Source organism: Salipaludibacillus sp. CF4.18 (genome assembly GCF_051262595.1).
Lineage (GTDB): Bacteria > Bacillota > Bacilli > Bacillales > Salisediminibacteriaceae > Salipaludibacillus > Salipaludibacillus neizhouensis.
Genome location: NZ_JBIMEV010000052.1, coordinates 1 through 17468, shown reverse-complemented (window position 1 = coordinate 17468; position 17468 = coordinate 1). Strand labels below are relative to the sequence as shown.

14 protein-coding genes and 2 pseudogenes are annotated in these 17468 nt (G+C 38.0%); 13 read left to right on the top strand and 3 right to left on the bottom strand.

The window, feature by feature from the left end; all coding sequences use genetic code 11:
- The first annotated feature begins 10 nt into the window (after positions 1–10).
- On the top strand, positions 11–775 hold the full coding sequence (locus tag ACHABW_RS21035) for a DeoR/GlpR family DNA-binding transcription regulator (protein ID WP_435758270.1): 765 nt from the start codon (positions 11–13) through the stop codon (positions 773–775).
- A gap of 336 nt (positions 776–1111) precedes the next feature.
- On the opposite strand, the gene ACHABW_RS21030 is transcribed toward ACHABW_RS21035, so the two are convergent.
- Positions 1112–1339: a hypothetical protein gene (locus ACHABW_RS21030; protein ID WP_435758268.1), complete on the bottom strand. Its 228-nt coding sequence runs from the start codon at positions 1337–1339 to the stop codon at positions 1112–1114.
- Positions 1340–1726: 387 nt separating this feature from the next.
- Here ACHABW_RS21030 and ACHABW_RS21025 point away from each other — a divergent pair, with 387 nt between their 5' ends.
- From ACHABW_RS21025 to ACHABW_RS21015, 3 genes and pseudogenes are all read left to right on the top strand, one after another.
- On the top strand, positions 1727–2455 hold the full coding sequence (locus ACHABW_RS21025; RefSeq protein WP_435758266.1) for an MOSC domain-containing protein: 729 nt from the start codon (positions 1727–1729) through the stop codon (positions 2453–2455).
- 68 nt (positions 2456–2523) lie between these two features.
- Positions 2524–2701: pseudogene (locus ACHABW_RS21020) on the top strand (sugar ABC transporter permease); the annotation flags it as partial.
- A 265-nt stretch (positions 2702–2966) separates the two neighbouring features.
- Complete coding sequence (locus ACHABW_RS21015; RefSeq protein ID WP_435758305.1) at positions 2967–3632, top strand: 2OG-Fe(II) oxygenase; 666 nt, start codon at positions 2967–2969, stop codon at positions 3630–3632.
- Positions 3633–3883: 251 nt separating this feature from the next.
- On the opposite strand, the gene ACHABW_RS21010 is transcribed toward ACHABW_RS21015, so the two are convergent.
- On the bottom strand, positions 3884–4150 hold the full coding sequence (locus ACHABW_RS21010) for a DUF1292 domain-containing protein (protein WP_435758264.1): 267 nt from the start codon (positions 4148–4150) through the stop codon (positions 3884–3886).
- A 382-nt stretch (positions 4151–4532) separates the two neighbouring features.
- On the opposite strand from ACHABW_RS21010, the gene ACHABW_RS21005 reads away from it, so the two are divergent.
- Positions 4533–5429, top strand: a complete 897-nt coding sequence (locus ACHABW_RS21005) for a fructose bisphosphate aldolase (protein ID WP_435758262.1) — start codon at positions 4533–4535, stop codon at positions 5427–5429.
- Positions 5430–5576: 147 nt separating this feature from the next.
- Here the strand turns inward: ACHABW_RS21005 and ACHABW_RS21000 are convergent, their stop codons facing one another.
- Positions 5577–6224 (bottom strand): DUF1287 domain-containing protein, encoded by a 648-nt coding sequence (locus tag ACHABW_RS21000; protein WP_435758260.1) that lies wholly within the window; start codon positions 6222–6224, stop codon positions 5577–5579.
- Positions 6225–6457: 233 nt separating this feature from the next.
- Between ACHABW_RS21000 and ACHABW_RS20995 the strand changes: the two are divergent.
- From ACHABW_RS20995 to ACHABW_RS20960, 8 genes and pseudogenes are all read left to right on the top strand, one after another.
- Positions 6458–7522 (top strand): annotated as a pseudogene (locus ACHABW_RS20995) (Rpn family recombination-promoting nuclease/putative transposase).
- Positions 7523–8342: 820 nt separating this feature from the next.
- Positions 8343–12128, top strand: coding sequence for a DEAD/DEAH box helicase (locus ACHABW_RS20990; protein ID WP_435758303.1), 3786 nt, complete (start codon positions 8343–8345; stop codon positions 12126–12128).
- Positions 12121–12882, top strand: a complete 762-nt coding sequence (locus ACHABW_RS20985; protein ID WP_435758258.1) for a hypothetical protein — start codon at positions 12121–12123, stop codon at positions 12880–12882. Before ACHABW_RS20990 ends, ACHABW_RS20985 begins: the two co-directional genes overlap by 8 nt.
- A 198-nt stretch (positions 12883–13080) precedes the next feature.
- Entirely contained in the window at positions 13081–13290 is a 210-nt protein-coding gene (locus ACHABW_RS20980; RefSeq protein ID WP_435758256.1) for a hypothetical protein, read from the top strand.
- Between the two features lie 156 nt (positions 13291–13446).
- The gene (locus tag ACHABW_RS20975; protein WP_435758254.1) at positions 13447–13776 is read left to right on the top strand and encodes an MGMT family protein; all 330 of its coding nucleotides are present in this window, start codon (positions 13447–13449) and stop codon (positions 13774–13776) included.
- Positions 13777–14247: 471 nt separating this feature from the next.
- Positions 14248–15027: a coiled-coil domain-containing protein gene (locus ACHABW_RS20970; protein ID WP_435758252.1), complete on the top strand. Its 780-nt coding sequence runs from the start codon at positions 14248–14250 to the stop codon at positions 15025–15027.
- 481 nt (positions 15028–15508) lie between these two features.
- Positions 15509–15925, top strand: coding sequence for a hypothetical protein (locus ACHABW_RS20965; RefSeq protein WP_435758250.1), 417 nt, complete (start codon positions 15509–15511; stop codon positions 15923–15925).
- 285 nt (positions 15926–16210) lie between these two features.
- Positions 16211–17080 carry a cation diffusion facilitator family transporter gene (locus ACHABW_RS20960; protein WP_435758248.1) on the top strand — a complete coding sequence of 290 codons (870 nt, stop codon included), beginning with the start codon at positions 16211–16213 and terminating at the stop codon, positions 17078–17080.
- The last annotated feature ends 388 nt before the right edge of the window (positions 17081–17468 follow it).

Genomic DNA, 17468 nt, shown 5'->3' with positions numbered 1-17468 from the left:
TAGGGGGGAAATGCTTTTAGCGGAAAGGCAACAAAAGCTTGTACAACTTGTTAATGATAAAAAAAGCGTTCGTGTATCGGAATTGAGTGAAATGTTCTCTGTTTCTGAAGAGACCATTCGAAGAGATCTGGAAAAGCTGGAATATGATAAAAAATTAATTCGAAGTCATGGCGGGGCAATTCATCTCACTCCGGATGATGATTCAATAGAAATTCCTTTTTCTGAAAGAGAAACGATGAACGTAGAAGAGAAACAAGAAATTGCGCTTAAGGCAGTAGAGTATGTCAAAGAAGGCGATAAAATTATCCTTGATGCAAGCACGACTGCTTGTTATATGGCTAAAGTATTACCTGATATAGCCATAACTGTTTTGACCAATTCTGTTAAAGTAGCCATGGTTTTAGCGAAGAAAGAACGTGTAACTGTGATTTCAACAGGTGGGATTTTGTTGTCTAATTCCCTCTCCTATGTTGGGCTGTTAGCTGAATCTGCAATGGATACTTATCACGTAGATAAGGCTTTTGTTTCTTGTAAGGGTTTACATTTGGAGCGGGGACTTACAGACTCGGATGAACAGCAAGCGAGTATCAAGAAAAAAATGATTGAGAATGCAGGAACCGTTTATATTATGATTGATTGCAGTAAGATTGGGATTAGGTCCTTTTCCAAGTTTAGTGATTTGGATGTCATTGATTACTTGATTACCGATAGCAATATTGATGGAACGCTTGTCCAACAAATTAATGACAGAGGACTTGATGTTATTAAGGTATAGATGGTTGATTTTTATAAGAATGAAAGTTTTTTTAAATTTTTATATCTAATAAACAGGTTATAATAATTCTTTTATTTACAATTCAATCTGAATTAGTTTAGTGTGAATGAACGAAATTATTTGATTAGTAGGTTGGATATAAGTTATTAGAATTGTTTGGAGTGAGATGTTGGGCGTCCGTCTATCCATGATCAAATAAATGCCGGTGAGTTGGAATGTTAGGTGCTGAAAGTTATCTAGAAATCCTCTATTCCCATTTACGAAAACTGGACGAAAATAATTGGTAAAACGTAGACTCTTTCCACGGGAAGGGTCTTTTTTACGGCTATTTTTTTGCTAGGTCGAGCCAAGATTACCCCATCGGTGAAAAGGAAGCAGAGAACCGTCCCTTTGTTTTATTCCAGCTTCTTGAACAGGCGTGAGGGGGCTGTCGTCTAGAAGGCTTTCATTCTGTCCTGGGTGCTGTTCAAATTCAGTATCAACGACGTCATTTAAAACTGCTGAACTGTTAGTTTCCTCTTTTACATTGTCCATTTGCTGCTCAAATAGGTTTTTCTTCTTCATAATTTTCCTCCATCCATCATAGTGATAATGTTATTATTCAACTTTTCTTATAGTAATATGAGTGGATATGTCTGTCATTTAATTTATGTTTGAATATTAAATATTTTCTTGAAAAAGAAAAAGTTAGTTTACGTAGACAGCCTTTCTCAAAGGTTGTTTTTTATTTGCTCTACAATAGCTCGTTCCTTAAACAATAATGGATGGGAAGTTTAAATAATCTAAAAACAAAATATTCCCCATGGTAAGTCAGCTATTTCATAAGCTTTATGTAAATCCATGAAATGAATATAGTATGGATTCATTAACACAGTCCAGAACGCTCTATTATTAGTTTGCAGTAGAAGAGTGTGCTCTGTTAAACTCATGGTTAGATAAGGAGTGAATGCAATGTTAATCGGTCATATAAAAGAAATTGTTCGTCATCCAGTAAAGTCTTTTCGTGGAGAAAGTGTACAAAAAAACAAAATAATGGAATATGGTTTATATGGGGATCGTAGCCATGCTTATTTAGACGATACAAAAAAAGGAGATTCCTTAACTATAACGCAATTCCAAGAAATGGTACGATATAAAGCGAGATTTGTGGGAGAAGAATCATTGGACAAATTTCCAAAAGTCGAAGTAATCACGCCTGAGGGGAAGGTTTTGGATTGGGAAGATCAAGAATTAATAGAAGAAATGGAAAGCAAATCAAAACGAAAAATTTCTACTAGGAAATATACGCCATCACATGTACCTATTGGACCAATTGCAGTAGAACACATTTTACTTGCAACAGATGCTTCATTAGATAAGTTGAAAGAACTATGGGGGAAAGAAGAAGTTAATTTGAGACGATTTCGTCCTAATTTATTTCTATCATTAAAGGAAAAGAGACCTTTTATTGAGGAAGAATGGATTGGCCGACGTATTAAAATAGGATCAGAAGTAGAATTGGAATTCGTAGGACATTGTGAAAGGTGTATGATTATCACTGTTGATCCTGGTAATGCCGAACGAGATTCGAGTTTACATAAAACGCTTATTAAAGAAAGAAATAATAATTTTGGTGTTTATGCTTCTGTAATAAAAACTGGGGACATTCACGTAGATGATGAAGTTCATCTACTTGATTGAATTTTTAAAAAAGAACGTGATGAATGTAAATGATTGAACGTATACTCTGTATCGTAAGCACCTTGCAACATGCGGGAGGTGTTGGTGAGGGCGACTGGAGCTATTATTGGGGCGGTAGTTATGGCATCTCTAACTAACGGAATGAACTTGATGGGAGTAGGGATTGCCCCCCAATATATCATTCGAGGTAGTGTATTGGCGCTAGCTGTTATCTTTGATGTTACTACTAGAAAGAGAGGGAAATAGTTTGCAATATTATACTTGTTCATCGTGAAGGGCGAGGAAGGGTGAGGGAAAACGTAACCGTATTTTTGGATTTTGGGACTCTTTTCCTTATGGGAAGGGTCTTATTTGTGTTTATTTCCACATCATCAAGTCAAATTACCTCTACCATTGCCAATGAAGCACAGAACCGTCCCCTTGTTTCCAAACGAGTGTGGGTGTAAAATGAATTGGAGGTTGTTTTCTGAAAATTTAAAAAATAAACTGTGAAGGTTGATGAAAATTGACAATGGAGGCTAAAGAATTAAAGGTTAAAGAATTAAAGGTTAAAGAACAAACTATTTTTCATCACACTGGAAATAAAATAATTTTAGAAGATAGAGTGATAGATATCATCACGAGATTAGAAGAACCACTAATCATGGTTTTAGGAAATGTGTTAAGTCCGGAAGAATGTGATGAGCTAATTAGCTTGTCGATAGACAGAGTGAAGCGTTCAAAAATCGGAAATTCACGTGAAGTAGAGGATTTGCGAACTAGCAGCAGCATGTTTTTTCAGGAAAATGAAAGTGACCTTGTGACGAGAATTGAAAAAAGAACCTCACAAATCATGAATATACCTTATGAGCATGGAGAAGGTCTTCAAATTCTTAATTATAAAATTGGGCAGGAGTATAAAGCTCATTATGACTTTTTCTCCTCTGCACATAAAGCCGTTCGTAATCCAAGAATCAGCACATTGGTTATGTACTTAAACGATGTAGAAGAAGGCGGCGAAACTTATTTTCCTAAACTAAACTTTTCAGTAACTCCAAAAAAGGGGATGGCTGTTTATTTCGAATATTTCTATGATGACCATGCTTTAAATGAGTTAACATTGCATGGCGGGGCACCAATTATAGTAGGAGATAAATGGGCCGCAACACAATGGATGAGAAGGCAAAGAGTCGAATAAAGGGAAGAAGAACTGTCTCAATTGGGCATGAGACAGTTCCTTTTCTTCGTGTACCTGGGATATCGGCGGATGCTGCATCATAGAATTACTGGCATAGGAGGCTGAAAGCATTCACTTAGAGTGATTTAAAGTGACATGTTAGTAATCAGCAGATTCCTTTCCTACCTAAGATGGTTTTCTTATTTTACCTTTTACATCTTGAGAAAGACTATTCCCTGGTGCCAATGAAGCAGAGAACCGTCCCCTTGTTTCTATTCAAACTGGTCCATTTGTTCATCAAAACTTGAAGAAACCTTTTCAAACTCCTCATCACTGTCAATCGCTGAGATAGCACCATTATTGTCGACCTTTAAAAAGAACACATCAACCTCTTCACTTTCCTGCTCCAACTCGTCAACAAAACTTACGGCAACATATTCGTTATCATCTAGTTCCATTGTACCTAAAACTTCAACTTCCTGATCCTCCGTGTTTTCATCACTTATGGTGAACACGTTACCAATTTCTAGTTTTTCCATTCTACCAGCTCCTAATTAATTATGATAAAGTAAATTTTTGTTAACTTTGAAAACTATGGTGCTTAGTATCTTGCCTTAACTGAAGAAGTAAACCCGGTAAATTTTGTTCATGTTCAAACATTCGTTTATTCAAATACAGATTAGGAAAAAATAATAATGACCTGGTCTCGAATGGTCGTAAACGACCGAAAATACAATAGGAATATGATTACAGACTTAATAATCAGTAATTCGTATGGGAAAGGTTAGAGACTCATGCCGCTGGGAAAAGTATTAATTGGAATCTACTTTGTATATGTGAAGCATACTAGTACTTCTCCATTGCCAAGTCAATGAAGCAGAGAACCGTCCCCTTGTTTCCAACTTTAAAGGAGTGAGATGAATGCAGGAGAGATACTTAGAAAGAATGAGAAATGGAAAAGGTTTTATCGCGGCGCTTGATCAAAGTGGTGGAAGTACACCAAAGGCGCTTGCAGCTTATGGTGTATCTGAAAATGACTATTCCACAGAGGAGGAAATGTTTGATCTTGTACATGAAATGAGAACTCGAATTATTACTGCGCCAGCATTTGATTCGGATTATATTCTCGGTTCGATTTTATTTGAGCAAACAACGGATCGTGAAATTGAAGGAAAATATACCGGACAGTATTTAGCTGAGAAAAAGGGAATTGCCCCATTCCTTAAAGTTGATAAAGGACTTGCCGAGCTTTCTAACGGTGTTCATAAGATGAAACCAATCGATAATCTCAGTGAAACACTGGAAAGAGCTAACCAGCGTGGGATGTTCGGGACAAAAATGAGGTCTGTCATTCAAGAAGCAAACAAAGATGGGATTCAAGAAGTAGTGGATCAGCAATTTGAAATCGGTAAAAAGATTATCGATGCAGGGCTTGTTCCAATCATTGAGCCGGAAGTGGATATTCATAGTGCCGATAAAGAGCAATCAGAAGAGATATTAAAACAGGAAGTCAAAAAACAGCTTGATCAATTAAAAAAGAATGAACTTGTGATATTGAAGCTTACCATTCCTACGATTGCTAATCACTATAAAGAGCTTATCGATCATCCTCAAGTTGTTCGGGTAGTCGCTTTATCTGGTGGCTATTCCAGAGACGAAGCTAATGCAAAACTAAAAAATAACGAAGGATTAATCGCAAGCTTCTCCAGAGCATTAAGTGAAAACTTAAATGTAAATCAGTCTGACGAAGAATTTAATGCAGCGTTAAAAGAAGCGGTGGACTCTATTTATGATGCATCTGTAAATAAAAATAGCTAACAAAAGACACCACGATGAAATATGAGGCATGAATCCGACTATAAAAAACAACTCTATAAAGCGGGCGACTTATCGACAGTTGCTCGCTTTATTAATGAGAGGCATAATCCCACCGATAATGACCAGCAATCGGGGTGCTTATTGAAGTTAGTTTACTTCCGCTGCAAACGGACGGGTATTGTGAATCAAATAAGGCGTGCCATCTTTTGCACGTTTATCGGAAATAATACCGACATGATGGAAACCTTCCAAATAAAGAACGATATCACCGGGCTGCCATTCTTTTAGATTCTCCACGTCACCCGGGATTAATTCCTTCGTTTTCGACTCTGCAAAACGCTCAAAATACACATATTGATTTGGGACGCGCCGGAAATCAATATTAGTGTCCGGATGCCCATTTACTCTTGGATACAGTTCAGTGTTCGCATGTATATCCTCGTCCATCAACACTTTTAAAGAAATCCCAGCATTCATTAGTCCCCGCCAAATAACATCCGTACAAACCCCTTCGTTCTCAGGGGGATAGCCACCTGCATAGTAGGCGCTTTTATATTTAGTTCTCTGTTCTGATTCCATTCTGGCAGCGTTGACGATATCAATAGGATCCGGAATGCCGTTTTTATTCGCGTCTACTAAGGAATAAGTATTTGGGACCTCAACTGTTTTCCCGAAAGGTATTTCGAAATGAATACCTACAGAATCAAGAATAATTCCGTCTTTAAAGAAGAACAAAAAAGCAAAGACGAAAGTGATAAAGATAGGAAAAATATAACGAATTATTTTACGCTTCATATAGATATCCCCTCAGACGAATTTAAGTGAATTATATGGCATAATCGGAAAAAAATCTAGTAAAGCAGGGGACGGTTCTCTGCTTCATCCGGATAGTTTAGCAATACTATATAAGGAACATACATTCGCATTTTGTGGACAATGGAAATCTACAGGGATATAATATTAATAACCACATGTGGCTCTTGGACAGAAACTTCCAATATATCTAAGGGTGGGAATTTTTTAGGCGTATGAACGATGTAATACGTATCGTTTGTTTATTTGATTTTCGTGGTAAACTAAACGAAAGGAAGACCCGAATGGATAATCAAAAGTCGCATGATTCTTTTTTCAAGGAAACGTTTGGTAAGGTCGATGTTACGAGGAGTTTTCTTGAACATTATTTGCCGCAAGATGTGCTTGCCTCTGTAGATATCGATTCATTGGAAGCGTAGAAAGACAGCTTCGTTCGAGATGATTTAACAGAATCATTTTCAGATTTACTGTTTCGAGCAAAGATTGACAACAGGATGGGGTATGTTTATTTTCTATTTGAGCACAAAAGCTATCGAAGTTTAAAAGTGGCATTACAGCTACTAACGTATATGGTTGAGATTTGGAAGCGATCGGACGAGGATCAGCTCCCACTGATTATTCCCTTGGTCATTGCGCATGGAAGATCTCGGTGGAATACGTCTACTCAATTTTCTGACTTGGTCCAAGGGTATGATCAGCTCGATTCAAAAGTAAAACAATATATTCCGAATTACGAGTATATTCTTTTTGACTTAACAACTTATTCTAATGCTGACGTGAAAGGAAATGTGCAGTTACGGATTTTGATGGAGGTATTTCGAGATATATTCAAAGCTAATACAGCCGAATTATTTAAGACTCTTGAACGCTCAGTAGAGGCACTTCAGGAACTTGAGGATAAAGACACGAGAACGGCATACTTTCAAACGTTAATTAACTATATTTTTAATGTAAAGAAAAACTTAAGTCAAGCTGAGGTGAAACAGTTCAGTAAACGAATCGAACATATCTATCCTGAAGGGAGCAAAATGATCATGAGTTTGAGAGAAGAAATCCTAAAAGAAGGGAAACAAGAGGGAAGACAAGAAGGAAGACTACTTCAAAATCAGGAAGATATTCACTATTTTTTAGAAGAAAACATTCGTGAAGAAGCAGAAGATCTTTATAAAAAAGTGACATCCATTCAGGATACTGAGCGTCTTGGACAGTTGAAACGCAAATTGTATCGAACGAGTTCAAAGGCTGAGATAAGAAAGATGATTATAGAGGGAAGTCAGTGATGTGTGTTTCTTGATTCTCCATGTATGAATATGCTCATGCGCAGAGGAGTTAGGTTTTTTAACAGGTCGGAATTCAGATAATTCTTGATTTATGGAGATTGCTGTAGGTTTTAGAACAGAAGGCTCGAATACGCTCTAGCCGACGCTTTCCGCGGGCAACGACTTCAGCCTCGTCGGGAAAGTCCGCCCTGTGCGCTCTTCAGTCGTTGCTAATCCCGCAGGAGTCACCGCATTCGCTACTTCGAGCTTTTAAAAATCTATGGTTAAGAAGGTTCACGCTGTTATAAATAAAAGACGCTTTGCATTTTTCTTAACAAGAAAGGATAAAGTGAAGACTCAGTATAGGCAGATAATTTCTTTATAAATTTATTTTTATCGTTTTCGAAAAAACATATTATTCACTGCAGTCATGGCTTAAAGGATGGCGTATTTTTTTGTGTGAATTATCTAATGTTTCCTGTGATACTATACTTTCCCCTCAAGTTTCTCACCTGGCTATTTAAATCTTTAACTGTGCAGTTCCTTGTTACCAACAAATCTCTCAACAACTAGCTAAAACCTCACTGATATTTCCAGGAGGGCCATTTGCATAATTGTTTCTTGATATCTATCGATGTTCATATGCTATAATCTAGTATTAGATGAAAACGAGAGTTATTACAAAACCAAATAAAAGAGTTAAATAAACTGTTTTCCAAGAGAGTGTTGCTTTCAAATGAATAGGACACTCAAATTAGCTCTCTGCCTTCAGAATAATTCGTATTACATAATAGAGATCAATCCCTTAACAGGCAATCTCATAGCAAGCAGGTGGAACATGATGAAGTTACTGAATAAGACATATCGTTGTCCAATTACCTTAACAAATAAGGCAAAGGACAAAATGGGCGTGCTTGGAATAGAGCGTTCGTTTTTTTCGTTGGAGAAATCGTTTCGTGTATATATAGAAAAGTATCCACAGACAGCGGATCGTTCCCTTTCTGCCGCGTTGTTCTTTGATAATGTGGAAAATAAGCGTTTGGCCGACATGTACGATCGTCTTGTGATCATTCTTCATTGTGTGGTGGAGAAGGATTGTTTTATTGTGACAAATGTGACGAAGAAATCAGCGCGTTCCTCCGTGCGAACAAACTGGCGTCAATCAGTCGATCTCACGTTTGATTTAAGCGACCAACGAGGGAGACAGGTCCCATTTGACTTGCTAAACTTGCTTCATGACATGCCGGTAGCGCAAGAAATTTCCACATATGTGAAAAAGCGAATGACGAGTTGGGAAGGCTATTTGAAAATTCAAGAGCGTACCGCGGATATACCGGACATGGTCGCTCGTTTTACGAGTCTAACGTTCAATGATGATTTCAGCCGTGTAACGATCAAGGGATGCGAGTTGAATGATAAGGAATGGAAATCACTCCGTAATTTGAGCGTCAAGCTTAAGGGGCTTGACCAAGACATCGGGAAGGTACTGAAAGCGAATCGCTCCGCTCGTACAGTCGAAGTAGAAGTCAATAAATATATGGAAAAACGAGCAAGGGAGCAGCAGCTGGACCTGCCTCAAAAAGAAGTGATCTTCAGTAACTTTGCGGCATTAAGCCAGGTGAAACGGTTACGGCAAGGGTTTAAACATTTAGAAGATGGCCTGGCAGCCAATCCAGAGCTGGAACAACTTTTATTTGAAAACAAGCCGCCCGTTCAAACGCCAAAAAAAATCGCTCCGCTCAAATTTCATAATCGATTGAATGAATTTCAGCAGGGAGCAGTCCAAGGTGCGGTGGCTTCGGAAGATTTGTACGTCATTCAAGGGCCACCTGGAACGGGAAAAACAACGGTTATATCGGAAATTTGCCTGCAAAATGCGAGAGCAGGGCTTCGTACACTCGTTGCATCCCAATCGAATTTAGCAGTTGATAATGCGCTCGGCCGATTGTTGGAAAATAAGGATATTCGTATTCTTAGAGTAGGTCGTACGGAAAGCATTGAAGAAGAAGGCAAAAAGTTTATGGAAGAAAACGTAGGTCAGTATTGGAAGGACCATACGTTAAAAGAAGTCTCCACTCAATTTGAAGCGCGACATAAGCGCGAAAAAGAACTAGAAACAGAGTGGACGGAGAATGAAGCGGAACAAGAGCGGCTAAAGCCGGTGCTTGAACGATTAGAAGCAGAGGTCGAAGCGAAAAAGTTAGCGAAAGAGCATCATCACGAAATCGAAACGTTTTTGAAAGAACAAAAAAAGAAAGTGGATCATGCTGAAAAGGAGCAACAACATGCTCAGAGCGATGTGCAGGAGATCGAAAAAACTCTTCGTACGTTGACGGATTCGATAGAAGAAGATGAAAATTTTCTGCGTGAGGTACCTGAACCTGACACGATAAAAAAAGAAATCGAAGACAATCAACAGGTGATCCAAAAGCTGCAACAAAGCATTGCTGTTCAAGCACTTGAAGAGAAAATCAGTGAACAAAAGCAAACACTGGATCAAGCGACTACGGAATATGAAAAGTTTGCCGAGGCTATACAACAAACTGATGCTCTCATTATTAAAGTAACAGAATCCAAGCAAGTCGATACTCTGAGATGGATGGTTCTAGAGCAAAAACTCGAACGTACGTTAGATGTTCAGCAGTTATTTGAAGAGATAAAGGACATTCGTGAAGAAATTAACCAATTCCAAAAATTAAAGGAATACAATGACACGCTAAACCGCGCGATTTCCTATCTTGAACAGCGATTAAACGAGCATCAAACCCCGACTGACAAGATTCAGCAACGGGCACTCCACCGATTATCCGTTTATACGGCGGATGAAATCGACCAGTTTTTAGATGAATTAAGAAGCAAACTGAATGGACAACAAATCTCTGTGCAGGTGCTTGTATCGGATCTGGAAGGTTTATACAGCAGGAGACACTTTGTGCGGCAAAAAGCCGAACGGTTAACGCCATTTGATACGAATAAACAGTTGGCGCAGGAAGCCTTTGGACAGGTGAAACAAAAAATGCTCGGTCAACTCCACTACAAGCAGAGTGTCAATAATATGTCTCATGAAAAATGGCAGCGGGAAAAAAAAGACGAGGACTCAGCGCTTTATTCTCTTCAAGAGAGTCTGAAGCAAATGTTGGAGACAGCAGAACGAATTCCAAACGCAAAAGATTTACTTCCTAAAAAAGAAGAAAAAATGCTGGAACTGAAGAAAAAACACGAGCAATATAAGCAAGTGAAAGAGAAGCTTGAAACGAACCGCAAAAAACAAGAAGAAGAAAGCGTTCGGCTTCAAGAAGAAAAGAAGAAGCTCGGTGAAACTGAGGCCCAGCTCGAACAATGGCAAAGTTCGATCACTCAGAAGCAAGAAGAACAACTCCTTTTAAATGACATATTGGAGACTGATCCGGAGAGCGAGCATGAAGAACGCTTAAAGGAATGGGCGAGCCTTGCATTTAGGTGGGATTCTTTAAAAAAAGAGAAAGAGAGACTGCCTGTTTTTCAGTCGATTCAAGGGCAATGGCTCTCTCTGTTAGAAGAGGCAAATGAACACGATTTAGAGGAAATTCGCAAGCTTTATGTGAAACATGCCAACGTGATTGGAACGACTTGCGTGGCCTCTGCGCGAAAAGATTTTATCGACAGCTATCCAGAATTTGATGTCGTGATCATCGATGAAGTATCAAAAGCAACCCCACCGGAGCTCCTTTTGCCGATGCTAAAAGGGAAGAAAATCGTCTTAGTCGGGGACCATCATCAGCTGCCGCCTTTATTAGGAAACGATACGCTAGAAGAGACGTTGCAGGAAATGGCGGATGATAGTGACGACTTTGAAGGGAAAGTGGAATTAAAAAAACTGTTGAAAGAATCACTGTTTGAACGATTGTTTAAAAGCTTACCGAAACAGAATAAAACGATGCTTGCGATTCAATACCGCATGCATGAAAATATTATGGAAGCTATTGCACCGTTTTATGAACAGGAAAATGAGCGGCTTCAGTGTGGTTTAACGGATTCAGCTGCACAACGTGATCACTTGCTGGAATCACCGCTTGTTCAGCGAAATAATCATCTTTTATGGCTTGATGTTCCGAATGAACCTTTGTTTTTCGAAGAGCGAATGAAAGGCGGAAAAAGTCTGTATAATTCCGCAGAATTGAGAAGAATTGAAGATTTTCTGAAGGAATTGGATGAAGCAACAGCTCAAGCGAAGCAAACAGGAAAAATGAAGGCTGATGAGAAGAAAAGCATTGGTGTCATTAGTTTTTACGGGGAACAGGTCAAAAAAATCGACCGCTTGATCCATCAGGAACTTCGTTTGGATCACTTGACGGTTCGAACCGGAACTGTCGACCGTTTTCAAGGCATGGAAATGGATGTAATTCTGTTAAGTATGGTGCGAAACCATGATAATAAACAGGCAGACATCGGTTTTGCAAATGACTATCGCCGATTAAATGTTGCCCTGTCGAGAGCAAAAGAATTGCTCGTTTTAATCGGTAGTATACAAATGTTTACCAAAAAAGCGAAACAAGCAAATACGCGACAAATGTATACGCACGTATTAGAAGCGGTCAAAAAACAAGATGGATTACGTGAGCTTGAAGGGGTGGTTCAGCATGGATAAAATCATGAATCGGTTACGAGCTGGTTTGCTTGAGAATCCGGCAGTTGAAATCAAAGAGACGGCTGTATGGCGCGTGCCCGTTAAGATCTTTGATACTTCCTTTACACGGGTCAAGCGCTCGAAAATGGATATCTTGATGAAGATGATGCTGATTGCTTTTGAAAAGACGGATATTCGTCGTGCTGCTAATATCAGTGAAATGCTGTTGGTCGAGGAGTTGTTCGTTGCCGATTTAATGGAAGATATGGAGCGCAGGGGATTGATCACCCTGGAAAAATCAATCTTCAAGCTGACAAGAAAAGGGCGAGAGCAGTTAGAGTCTGGCATCATTGAGGAAGCACTGGATGAAGAGGAGACAGACCTTTTTTACAGCGCCACTCATGATGATTTTTGGCCGAAGTCTAGGAACGAACCGATGCCGGAAAAAGACGGTGAATACCCGGCCTACCGATATGTGCAAAACCAGGAACTAGTTGATGAGGTCCGAATTTTGGAGATCCTTTCCGAGCAAGAAAACCGATTGGATGAAAAAGGCTATCAAACAGTTGTTGCCGATGTTCATCGCTTTGAGACACAGATGGTCGAATATGCTGCATGTCTGGAATTTCAACTGTACAATAAAGAACAGGATATTTTTTATGCTCGTGTCTGGAATACATGGCTCGAACGTTGGGATGATAAACTCGAGAAACAAATCGAGGAAGAAGAACGAGTGGACTGGAGAAAGAAATGGGTGGGAGTGGAGGAGGAGTGATTAAACGGGTTGAATACTTTGACGATGTATCAAATTCGGATGAAAGTTCCTCTCCTCATTGTGCAAAATATTGATCTTTTTGATTGTGTACCAGCTCATGTTATAATGAACAACTTAGGATAATTACGGCTTTTGCTCATAATTAAACGGATGCCAAGTAAAGCCTCCGCCTAGCGATAAATATGGAGGTGTAAGAGAATGAATAAACGATGGACAATCGGTAAAATTAAAGAATTTGTGGAGAACAATTCTGAAAGTAAGTTGCTATCGACAGAATATCATGGTTTTTCTCAAAGGTTACAGTTTAAATGTTCGTGTGATAACAATTTTGAAAAAACATTTACGAGATTTAAAAATAAAAACCAACGTAAATGTGACGTGTGCCAACCGCCAAAAGAGTCAAACTAAGCGTATAGCGAATAACCGAAGACAAAGCTTCCAGTACGAGGGAATAAATCGATAGAATATACTTGGTATCTTTTAGATAAATGTTTAGGACTTGATTTGATTCTTTGTGCAATCAGCGCTAGGCTCTTAAAACAACTTTAGAAATGAGGCTTACTAGTGACTCCCTTTACTGAAAAAGTGATTGAGATTATTCAAAACATTCCTAAAGGGAGAGTAATGTCATACGGACAGATTGCAGGACTGGCTGGGAATCATCGCGCTGCCCGCCAAGTCGCTCGTATATTACATTCCATGAGTAAGAAACATCATCTCCCTTGGCATCGGGTCATTAATGCCAAGGGTCAGATTTCCCTTCCAAATGAGGAATCCTATAACGAGCAATTGTTATCCCTAGAAAATGAGGGCGTAGAGGTTGAAGTAAATGGATTCATTGATTTAGCAAAATATCAATGGATTCCAACCACTGAGGGTATTAAAGGTGATTGAGCGTAATGGGGGAGATCTTTAAGAGTTTCTGTGAATGAATATAATAGTTTTACATTCAACGCACTTCTTGATGAAGTGCGTTTTTTAGCTATCTTGAGCTTTTATAAAAGATATTTGGTTGAATATTGTTAAGATTAGATGGTGGATTCTTTCCCCCTAGTGCGTTTCAGCACTGGGGGGCACTTTTTTGTGAACCAAGATTACTCAATCCTGTCTATGAAGCAGAGAACCGTCCCTATGTTTCCTATGACTTTAGTAATAGTGATTTAACTTATTACATGAGTTAAATAAGTAACTACTCGATATGAAATGTGTCAAAAAAATACGTGTATATACTGACATTACTTGCCAAACCCTCTAATTAAAATAATAATAATGAATTATATAGAGATTTTTTGCAAATTTTTCTATGAAAATAGTAGGACTTATATTATGATATAAATATACTACATAAGAGAGGAAGAATTGCATATGGAAAAGGTATTAGACTTTGTTAAACTTAGATGGGGATACATTTTAGTAGCATTTATTGCTTTAATTATTGGAGGCATATTTGGCCCTTCTCAGGAGCAGGTAGATGCACTGGATCAAGAAAAAACAACTCTAAATGACACCATTTCGGATACAAATAAGCAAGTCAAAGCACTTGAAGGGGAATTATCGGATATAAATAAGCAAGTTAAAGCACTTGAAGGAGAAAAAAAAGAGTTGGAAGCTAAAGTAAAAGAAGCGGAGCCATTTTTCCAACTAAAAGAAGCCGAGCGTAAAGAAAAAGAGGCAGAACTAAAGAAAAAAGAAGAAGAAGCGAAGGCTAAGAAAGAAGCAGAAGAGGCTGCTGCTAAAGCTAAGAAAGAAGCCGAAGAAAAAGCAAAGGCAGAAGAAGAAGAAAAGGCTGAAGCTGAAGCGCAGAGATTGGCAGAAGAGGAAGAGAAGAAAGGTTACGACACAGGGATAACCTATGATCAACTAGCAAGAAATCCTGATGACCATATTTTTGAAAAAGTTAAATTTCATGGGAAGGTTGTTCAAGTAATGGAAGGTGACGGTATAACTCAAATAAGATTGGCTGCTAATGATAATTACGATACTATGGTTTTTGCTGAATTTGAATCATCTGTTGTTGATTCTAGAATTTTAGAAGATGATACGATTACGATCATGGGCATCTCTACTGGCTTATTGACTTATGAATCTACAATGGGCGGGAGTATATCCATCCCTGGTGTTTCTATTGAAAAAATAGAAAGGTAAGTGGATTATAAAATAATATATCTTTATCTTAAAAGAAGATGGCTTGAGTGGGCACTAAAAATACAAATAGTCTAAAGCTGCATATATGAATCTACCTTACGGGCTGCCTTTATATGGCAGCTTTTTTTTACTTGGATCAATATGGCTTTCAAACGGTTTTATCGATGTTCATCGCTTGGAGACACGGACTTGTCGATTATGTATGATGTTTAGAATTTCAACTGTATAATAAAGAACAGGATATTTTTTAAAAGTTCGCATCAGAAATACATCGCTCGAACGCTGGTATGATGAGACCGAGAAATAAAATCGAGGTAGAAAAACGAATGATTGGTGATTGACCTTAAAAGTTTCCGTCTAACAAAGGGTTCGAATTCGCTCCTGTGGGCTGCTTTCCTGCCAAAATCTCCACTTTCGCTCTTTCTAGTTTTTCCAAAAATACAAGGTTTACTGAAGTAGGAGACCGAGGGAGTAATTATATATGGAGATTAAGTTTTCGTTTATTTTAAACTCTGATTATGAAAATAAAGCAGCTTATAATAATGGCTTTATTGAAGGTGAATTTAAAATTTCACTTAAAGGAAAACTATATTTCGATGACCCTTACATCAATGTTGCTGAGCTAGGAATTCAATTGGGGGAATGGCTTGAAAAAATTCAAAAAGGAAATAGAATAAATATGAACTACGACACTATTGACCATGATGAGGTAATTCTAAATTTTCTTTATGAAGACAATAATAATTGGCGTATTTATTCCATTTGGCAGAATTTTGAGTCTCAAGAATTCTTTGTTACTGCGACATTAGTAGAGGCTGTTAGAGATTATCTACATGAGTTAAATAAACAACTTCACGATATAAAATATGTCGTGAACCTTGATGAGTACATTAAATAAATCTTATATAAAGAGCTAAAATTTAATAGAGGCGTTTTATTAAGAATCTTAATGGATTCATTTCATAGGGTAGTTTGTTATGTTTATTTTCTCATGTCTAATTAACAAATATCCCCACCGTTGAAATGAAGCAGAGAACCGTCCCCTTGTTTAACTGGTTTGCATGCACGCAAAATAATTGCGTACTTCTTTCATGTGCAGTCATGGGCAACAAGGTTGCTATAGACCCACTCAAATTTAGTTTGGTAATATGGTTATGGCTTTACAAACGGTGGAGGTAATCTCATGGAAGCGAAAAAGTACAAGGATTTAAAATTGGGCGAACGCGGGGCAATTATTAGTATTACTGCTTACCTATGCCTATCTATTATTAAATTAATCATTGGAAATACAAGTGATTCTGCAGCTTTGAGAGCAGATGGTCTTAACAATACAACGGACATTATTGCTTCCATTGCGGTACTAATAGGTTTAAAATTAGCCCAAAAACCGCCAGATAAAGATCATAGCTACGGGCACTGGAAAAGCGAGACAATTGCTTCCATGATTGCATCTTTTATCATGATAGCAGTTGGTTTCCAAGTACTGGTTGGTGCTGTAAATTCCATTATTCAAGGCAGTAAGGAATCTCCAGACATTCTTGCTGGGTATGTAGGTCTTATTTCTGCTGTAATTATGTATTTTGTATATCGCTATAACAAGAAGCTAGCTGAAAAAATAAAAAGTAAGGCAGTGATGGCCGCGGCAAAGGATAATATCTCTGATGCCTGGGTAAGTATTGGAGTAGCTATAGGTATATTTGGTTCACAGTTGAATATGCCTTGGCTTGACATAATCGCCGCCCTCATCGTTGGACTCTTAATATGTAAAACTGCTTGGGGGATATTTACTCAAGCATCTCATGAACTCTCCGATGGTTTTGATGTTAATAAGCTACAACTCTATCGAGATCTAATTTCCCAATTAGATGGAGTTGAGGAAATAAAAGATATAAAAGGTAGAAGTTACGGAAACAATGAAATAATTGATGTGGTCATTCTCGTTAGTTCTGCTTTAGATATAAAAGAAGCACATGATATTGCTACCCGTGTAGAACAAGTCATGATGAAGGATTATGATGTTTTTGATGTCCATATTCATGTTGAACCATATTAAAAAAATTTCTTGGCTTTGACATCCTATTCGTAATAAACTTGATGCAACTATTAAATTAAAACACTAAAAAGTAATTATTTCGCAGTACAAAACTAAGATACAATGGAAGAATGATCTGCAAAAAAAAGGCACAATTCTGTAATAAGAATTGCGCCTTTTTTTGTATAGGACTAGATTGTAGAAGTAGTAAGTTCAAATAAATTAAAAAACGATTGGAAATTTATGTTAATGTGGTATTAATAGGTCTAAGAGTTTGTACCGGTTGAAATAGTTCATTCGACATTACAATTTTTTACCCTTTCTTTTCGCAAGCTCCTTTTTAAGCAGAGGAATCCCTTTCTCTTTCAACAATGTTGGTCCGTTGTTCTTTAAGTAGCTTGTGATTGTT